The organism is Kitasatospora sp. NPDC056531, from assembly GCF_042794375.1.
GTDB lineage: Bacteria > Actinomycetota > Actinomycetes > Streptomycetales > Streptomycetaceae > Kitasatospora.
Genome location: NZ_JBHTTU010000228.1, coordinates 1 through 4,291, shown reverse-complemented (window position 1 = coordinate 4,291; position 4,291 = coordinate 1). Strand labels below are relative to the sequence as shown.

Sequence of the window (4,291 nt, the reverse complement as noted above, 5' to 3'; positions counted from 1 at the left end):
CACTGCGGGCACGGGGGGAGGTTGTCGCTCATTCGCTCTGGTGTCCTGTCTGTGCTGCCCGAGCCGTCGGCGCGGGTCGTCGGCGACAGGTCACCCTCTATGAACTTGAAGAATTTTTCAAATCGACATCCCGAGGGTGCCCCTGCGGATCGATGCCACCCAGGCGTGTCGGCGCCGTGGACGCGGGCGCCCAGGACTGATATCCAGACCACTGGCAACCGGGCGGGGTGGACGGCCGGGCCCGGACGGACCACCAAGAGAGCAGGGGCGATGCGCAGGATTCTGATCGTCGGCGCCGGGCAGTCCGGCCTCCAACTGGCCCTCGGGCTGCAGTCCCACGGCTACGACGTGACGCTGCTGACCGACCGCGCCGCGCAGGAGGTGCGGGACGGGCGGGTGCTGTCCACCCAGTGCATGTTCGACTCCGCGCTGCGCACCGAGCGCGCCCTCGGCCTGGACCGGTGGGCCGACCAGGCGCCCCGGATCGAGGGGGTCGGCGTGTCGGTCGCCGGGCCGGAGTCGGCGCGAGTGATCGACTGGGTCGGGCAGTTGGAGGCCTTCGCGCAGTCCGTCGACCAGCGGCTGAAGATGTCCGCCTGGCTGGAGCTGTTCGCCGAGCGCGGCGGCCGGGTGGAACTGCGGCAGGTGAGCGCCTCCGACCTCGAATACCTCGCCCGCTCGTACGAGTTGGTGCTGGTCGCCGCCGGCAAGGGCTCGCTGGCCTCGCTGTTCGAGCGCGACGAGGAGCGGTCCCCGTACACGCGGCCGCAGCGGGCGCTGGCAGCCAGCTATGTGTACGGACTCGCGCCGCGCCCCGAACACGACTTCCCGGCGGTGCGCTGCAACGTGGTGCCCGGCATCGGCGAGCTCTTCGTCATGCCGGTGCTGACCGCGGCCGGGCCCTGCGACGCCGTGCTCTGGGAGGCCGTCCCGGGCGGCCCGGCGGACGCCTTCGACGGGCTCCGTGACCCGGCCGAACACCTGCGGGTGACACTGGAGTTGATGAAGACCTTCACACCTTGGGAGTACGACCGGGCCCGCTCCGGCGTCGAGCTCACCGACTCCGGCGCCACCCTGGCGGGCAGGTTCACCCCGACGGTGCGCCGTCCGATCGGCGAACTTCCGGGCGGTGACTCGGTGTTGGGCGTCGCGGACGTGGTGGTCACCAACGACCCGATCACCGGCCAGGGCTCCAACAACGCCGCCAAGTGCGCCGCCGTCTACCTGGAGGCGATCCTGGCCCACGGTGACAAGCCCTTCGACCGGGACTTCCAGCAGGCCGCCTTCGACCGGTTCTGGACGGACTGCGGGCGCGTCACCACCGCCTGGACCAACGCGATGCTCATGCCGCCGCCCCCGCACGTCCTCGACCTGCTCGTCGCGGGCGGTCGAGTCCCGGCCGTGGCGGACCGGTTCGCCAATTCCTTCAACGGCCCGGCGGACCTGGAGGAGTGGTTCCTCGACGCCGGGAAGGCGGAGGCCTATCTGGCCTCGGTGGCGCCGCAGAGCTGACCGCCGATCCGACGGAGGCGCGATCCGAGGTCAAGATATCGCCAAGTCCCGTGCGAGAACGCCCAGATCATGGTGGGTTCGGGTCAACCCCGGCCGACCGGGGGAGTATTTGGGCACGGAACACGAACAACAGGAGATATGTGGTGGCGGTCGACGGCAGCAACATGGCGCACGCTGTGATCGATACGGCGGTGAAAGAGCGCACGCGCCTCCACAACGGCCGTAGCCGGACGACGGCGTTGGTGGTGCTGGGGTTTCTCGCCGCCTTCGGCCTGTTCCTGGCGCTGGTGGTCGGCAAGTCCGACCCGACCAGTGCCCCGACCTGTGACGGTAAGACCATGACCCGGGACAGCGAGTGCCGGATCTGGTCCAACCACGGTGGCGGGGGCACCTACAGCTACGACGAGATGATCGACCGCCGGGAGTCCTCGAACGGCATCTGGCGGGTGGTCGGCTTCGGCGGCGCCGGCCTCGCCGTGGTCCTGATGGTGGTGGCGGCCACCAAGCTCAACCCGAACCGCCCCTGGGGCAAGCCGGTCGCCGCGGCCTGCCCGCGCTGCCACCAGCCGACCCTGCGGGAGAAGTTGACCGTGCACAGCATCTCCCGGGGGCGGACCACCTACCGCTACAGCGGGATAGTCACCCTCTGCACGCCCGTCTGCGGCTTCACCGCGGTGCGCCAGCGCTGACGGCGAGCGGGAGCGGGACCGGGAGCGTCGGCTCAACGGGAGCCGGGGCTCAACGCGAGTGGGAGGCGAGGCTGAGCGCGGACTCCGGGTGCTGGAAGTCCGAGTGCGCCCCCGACGGGTGCAGCCGGGTGGCGAGTCCGCCCCGGTAGACGTGCCCGGCGTCGATGTTGACGATCGGGTGGTCGAGCTCGCCGTGCGGGTACGGGGAGTCGGCCGCGCGGAGCCGGGTGCTGAACTGGGGGACGGGTGCGATGCCCGTGCCGGAGTGGCCGATGCCCGGGAGGCCCTCGGCGCGCAGGTGCCAGAAGCCGGTGGCCCGGTCCCAGCGCGAGTGGGTGAGCACCAGCGGCCCGCGCAGCGGGGCACCCGGGCGGCCCGGGCCGAGGAAGAGCCGGGGGAAGAGCCGGACGAAGGCGTCGCGGGGCGCTGCCATCTGGAAGACCAGGGCGCTGTCCACCGTGAACGGGCGGGCCGGGTCGCCGGGCCGGCTCCAGCTCAGCACCGGGGGACCGGCCGGGCGGTCGGCCGCGTACTGGACGGCCTCGCAGAGGAAGCGGCCGCCGAAGGAGTGCCCGAGCAGGTGGAGGTACTGGCCGTGGCGGTTGGCGAGCACGCGTGGTGCGTCCGGGCGGCCACGGCCGGAGTCCAGGTAGCCGAGCAGATGGCCGAGGATCCGGCCGGCCTGTCCCTGGGCGCTCATGGCATGCGCCCGTTCGCGGATGCGCCGGTATCCGCCCAGGGTCGGCAGGCTCGAGGAGGGCCAGCGCACCACCACGCACCAGGGGCGGAACCCGGCCGCGAGCCCCGGGTAGGCGATCGGGGCCGAGCGGTGCAGCTCGGCCGCCCGGCCGATGAGTGCGGCGGCCGTACGGTCGGCGGCCTCGGGGCTGGTCTGCCAGCCGTGGACGTAGACGAACAGGTCGGTCGCCCAGGCGGGGATGCGCAGGTGGCGGGCCAGGTGGTCGGCGACCCGCGCCTCCGGGACCGGGGTGCTCGTCCCGGGTACGAGCAGTCGGCCACGCTCGTCCAGGTCCACCGTCGCGGGCCGTACGGTGGCCGCGCCGGTCGTGGGTGCTTGTTTCAGAGGTGCCGTCACGGGTTGAGCTCCAGGATGCTGTCGATGCCGCAGTGCAGGGAGTAGGCGAGCGCCAGCGGATTGCGGTACTCGTGGGCGAACCACCGGACCAGCTGCTGGGTGATCTCCCCGGCCGTGAACTCACCGGTCAGGTAGAGGTCGAGGAAGGCGAAGGCGTACTCGGCGGCGAACTCCTGCGGGATCTGGAGCTGCGGCCCGAGCACGCCGTCCGCCCCCAGGTCCACCAACGCCCGCCCCAGATGGTCGAGTTCGGCCGCCGCCGACTGGCCGGTGTGGCAGGCGTTCAGCAGTACGAAGGGCCGGAACACGGCGTCGGGCCGGTTCAGGTGCCGGCGGCGGTGGCGGCGCACCAGCTCGGCGTCGATGTGCCGCTCGTCGGAGAGCCGGACGGCGAGCTGCTGGTACGGGGAGTCGTTGGCGACGAACTGGCCGTGGCACCAGAAGTACATGACGTCCTCGTCCAGCACCGCGGCGGACAGCGCCTCCAGCAGCAGGTCCGACTCGGTGCGCACGGTCAGCTGGGAGCGGTCCTCCAGCAGCTTGCGCACCTCGGGCGCCCGGCCGATGCCGGTCAGTTGGTCGTCGGTGTTCAGACTGGTGACGGGCTTGGCCCGGGGCGCCGGGTACGGCGGCTGGATCAGCGGGTAGGCGGCGCCGGTCTGTTCGACCTGGTGGCGGTGGCCGAGGAAGTCCGCCCACGGGTCCGGCTGGCCGCTCTCCACCGCGAGCATCGGCCAGGGCAGGTGGAGGTCGGAGTCGAAGCTGATCCGCAGGGAGCCGTGCTCGGTGAGGGTGCGGTTGAGGTACTCACGGAAGAGCACCAGGTCGGGGTCGGTGCCCTCGAACATGGTCTCCAGGAAGTACCGCCCCTCCTCGGCGAGTTCGTCGACCAGGCGCTCGGCGACGGCGGCGAGCAGCCGGTCCCCGATGCCGTGCCCGAGCGTGTCGTTGACCGCCTTGAACCCGTCGAGGTCGAGATAGCACAGCCCGATCC

At 71.8% G+C, this 4,291-nt stretch carries 4 protein-coding genes; 2 read left to right on the top strand and 2 right to left on the bottom strand.

Annotation, left to right across the window (positions count from 1 at the left end; translation table 11 throughout):
* Window positions 1–270 precede the first annotated feature (270 nt).
* Together ACFQ87_RS44715 and ACFQ87_RS44710 are read left to right on the top strand one after the other, a co-directional pair.
* A complete protein-coding gene (locus ACFQ87_RS44715) occupies window positions 271–1,512 on the top strand; it encodes a styrene monooxygenase/indole monooxygenase family protein (RefSeq protein ID WP_380616795.1) in 1,242 nt (413 codons plus the stop codon).
* A gap of 143 nt (window positions 1,513–1,655) precedes the next feature.
* On the top strand, window positions 1,656–2,201 hold the full coding sequence (locus ACFQ87_RS44710; protein ID WP_380616794.1) for a hypothetical protein: 546 nt from the start codon (window positions 1,656–1,658) through the stop codon (window positions 2,199–2,201).
* Between the two features lie 49 nt (window positions 2,202–2,250).
* Here ACFQ87_RS44710 and ACFQ87_RS44705 read toward each other — a convergent pair whose 3' ends face one another.
* Window positions 2,251–3,297: a hypothetical protein gene (locus tag ACFQ87_RS44705; protein WP_380616793.1), complete on the bottom strand. Its 1,047-nt coding sequence runs from the start codon at window positions 3,295–3,297 to the stop codon at window positions 2,251–2,253.
* The coding region (locus ACFQ87_RS44700) for a CHAT domain-containing protein (RefSeq protein ID WP_380616792.1) at window positions 3,294–4,291 on the bottom strand (998 nt) is incomplete at its 5' end. The genes ACFQ87_RS44700 and ACFQ87_RS44705, both read right to left, overlap by 4 nt.